Raw genomic sequence first — 2206 nt, 5'->3', positions numbered from 1 at the left:
GCTGATCTCCTTGGCCCAGCCACCACCGTGGACGTAGACGACCGTGCCGCGGGCGGGTGCCCCGGCGGGTTCCAGCACGTAGACCGGCCAGCCGTGCCGATCGGCTCGGGTGAGCCGGACGTCGTCGCGCAGCTGAGGCGGGGCATATGACGCCGGACGCACCGCGGCCTCGTCGAGGAAAGCGCGCGCGCGGTCCGGGTCGGCGAACACGCGCTGTCGCCGGGTGGCCCGGATCACGAGGGGAACCAGGCGGGACGCGATACTGGGCACAGCGAGACTATAACTGCCCTCGGGGAGCCGGGATCCTGCCCGGCGGAGGGGAGTCTCCGGTTCGGGCGCGCGCCCGGCGCGATACCCGCCGCAGTGGCCGGGGGTGGGAGAATGACCGTCTGTGCCCACGCCGAGAGGAGGCCCGGATGCACCCGTTCACCGACACCGGCCTGGTCGTGCGTACCTATGACCTCGGTGAGGCGGACCGGGTCGTCACCCTGCTCACCCGACAGCACGGGTTGGTCAGGGCCGTCGCCCGTGCGGTGCGCCGTACCCGCTCGCGAATGGGCGCCAGCCTGGAGCCGTTCGCCGTGGTGGAGGTGCAGATCGCCCCGGGTCGTGGTCGGAGCGGTCTGGGCACCGTCAGGCAGGCGTCGAGCCGCGAGTCACTGGCGCGACCTCTCGTGGCGGACTACCCGGCCTACACCTCCGGTTGCGTGGTGTTGGAGACCGCGGAGCGGTTGGCCGGGGAGGAGGGGGCACCCACGCCGAGGCTGCTCGGCCTCGCCGTCGGCGCCCTGCGCTCCCTGGCCGAACACCGGCGCCCGCCCGGGCTGGTCGCCGACGCCTTCCTCCTGCGCGCCATGGCGGCGTCCGGCTGGGAACCGGTCCTGGACTGCTGTGTGAGCTGCGGCGTGGTGGGCCCGCACCGGGCGTTCCACGTGGCGTCCGGGGGTACCGTGTGTGTGCATTGCAGGCCGCAGGGGTGTGCCATGCTGACCCCCGGCGTGACCGAGCACCTGTCAGCGCTGTTGGCCGGGGAGTGGGAGGCCGTCGCAGGCTCCTCCGCGGCCGTCGTCCGCCAGGCCTCCGGCATCGCCGCCGCGCACCTGCAGTGGCATCTCGAGCGTGACCTGCGCAGCCTGCCCCTGGTCGACCGCGGGACGGTAGACCCCGTCTCCGCAGCGCCCGCTACCGCAGTGCCCATTCCAGCAGAACCCGTCCCCGCAGCACCCGTCCCCGCAGTGCCCGCTCCCGACGGGCCTCGTCCCGCCGAACCCGTTCCCGACGAACCCGTGGAGGAGTCCCGTGCCCGGACTACCCAGATTCCGTAAGCGCACCCCGTCGAGGGACGGCGCAGCGCCGGTGACCGTACGGCCGCCCACCCCGCACCCGTCGGGGGAGCGGCCGCCCGCGATCCCGTCGGAGTTCGTGCCGCGCCACGTCGCACTGGTGATGGACGGCAACGGACGCTGGGCCCAGGAGCGGGGCCTGCCCCGGACCGAGGGCCACAAGCAGGGTGAGGCGGTACTCATGGACGTGGTCCAGGGGTGCATCGAGATCGGTGTCCCGTACCTGTCCGCCTACGCCTTCTCCACGGAGAACTGGAAGCGCAGCCCCGAGGAGGTGCGCTTCCTCATGGGCTTCAACCGGGACGTGCTGCGCCGCCGCCGCGACGAGATGCACGAGTTGGGGGTGCGGGTCCGCTGGGCCGGTCGACGCCCCAAGTTGTGGAAGTCGGTGATCTCCGAGCTCGAGGAGGCCGAGGAACTCACCCGGGACAACACGGTCATGACGTTGGCGATGTGCGTCAACTACGGCGGCCGTGCGGAGATCGTCGACGCCGCGCGGGACTTCGCGCGTCGTGTCGCCGCCGGGGAGGTCTCGGCCGACGACCTGACGGAGGAGAACTTCTCCCGCTACCTCGACGAGCCGGACATGCCGGACGTCGACCTCTTCCTGCGACCGTCCGGTGAGCTCCGCACCTCCAACTTCCTGCTGTGGCAGAGCGCCTATGCCGAGTTCGTCTTCCAGGACACGCTGTTCCCCGACTTCGACCGCCGCGACCTGTGGGCGGCGTGCCTGGAGTACGCCGAGCGGGACCGGCGATTCGGGGGAGTGGCGGGAGCCTGACCCGCAGCCCGGCCGGGCGTACGCGCGTGCCCACCCCGTGCCCGCGCCGTGCTGTCGTCGAGTGGTCGCGCCTACCACCGCC

2 protein-coding genes and 1 pseudogene are annotated in these 2206 nt (G+C 72.5%); 2 read left to right on the top strand and 1 reads right to left on the bottom strand.

Going from position 1 to position 2206, the window contains the following annotated elements; all coding sequences use genetic code 11:
* A pseudogene (locus G6020_RS11805) lies at nucleotides 1-270 on the bottom strand (esterase); the annotation flags it as partial.
* 146 nt (nucleotides 271-416) lie between these two features.
* Between G6020_RS11805 and recO the strand changes: the two are divergent.
* Both recO and G6020_RS11795 read left to right on the top strand, forming a co-directional pair.
* The gene (gene recO, locus G6020_RS11800) at nucleotides 417-1325 is read left to right on the top strand and encodes a DNA repair protein RecO (RefSeq protein ID WP_182610760.1); all 909 of its coding nucleotides are present in this window, start codon (nucleotides 417-419) and stop codon (nucleotides 1323-1325) included.
* Nucleotides 1326-1356: 31 nt separating this feature from the next.
* Entirely contained in the window at nucleotides 1357-2124 is a 768-nt protein-coding gene (locus tag G6020_RS11795; RefSeq protein WP_182610761.1) for an isoprenyl transferase, read from the top strand.
* Nucleotides 2125-2206 lie beyond the last annotated feature (82 nt).

It is taken from the genome of Dietzia sp. B19, assembly GCF_014145155.1.
In the GTDB taxonomy this organism is placed as follows: Bacteria; Actinomycetota; Actinomycetes; order Mycobacteriales; family Mycobacteriaceae; genus Dietzia; species Dietzia natronolimnaea.
This window is presented reverse-complemented; position numbering and strand designations above follow the sequence as displayed.

What these genes read in the sequence shown, in the direction of transcription:
- recO (WP_182610760.1), top strand. Translation starts at nt 417, where the DNA reads ATGCACCCGTTCACCGACACCGGCCTGGTCGTGCGTACCTATGACCTC.